Here is a 271-nt window from a genome sequence, read left to right as displayed (position 1 = left end):
CTGCAAGGCAAGGCCGACATGGCGTTCTACTTCGGCCAGGGCGCACGCCCCGGTACCGAGAGCCTGAAACTGTTCAGTGAAGAGCTGGTACCGGTGTGTTCGCCCGACAGCCTGCCCGCCCAGCCCTTCACCGACCCCACGCAACTGAGCGAGCTGGTGCTGCTGCAAAACGCCTCGCGGCCTCAGGGCTGGCATGACTGGTTCGCCAGCCAGGGCTTTCATACCGAGCACAGCTACCATGGGCCGCGGTTCGACACGTTCTACATGTGCA

The 271-nt window shown here is 63.8% G+C and carries 1 protein-coding gene; it reads left to right on the top strand.

Going from position 1 to position 271, the window contains the following annotated elements; all coding sequences use genetic code 11:
* Positions 1–271, top strand: a 271-nt coding sequence (locus AAEZ05_RS28720; protein WP_350649989.1) for a LysR substrate-binding domain-containing protein, incomplete at both ends; no start/stop codon positions are given.

The organism is Pseudomonas sp. HY13-MNA-CIBAN-0226, assembly GCF_040310305.1.
GTDB lineage: Bacteria > Pseudomonadota > Gammaproteobacteria > Pseudomonadales > Pseudomonadaceae > Aquipseudomonas > Aquipseudomonas gregormendelii.
The sequence above is the reverse complement of the archived record's forward strand: the minus strand, read 5'-3'. Positions and strand labels throughout refer to the sequence as shown.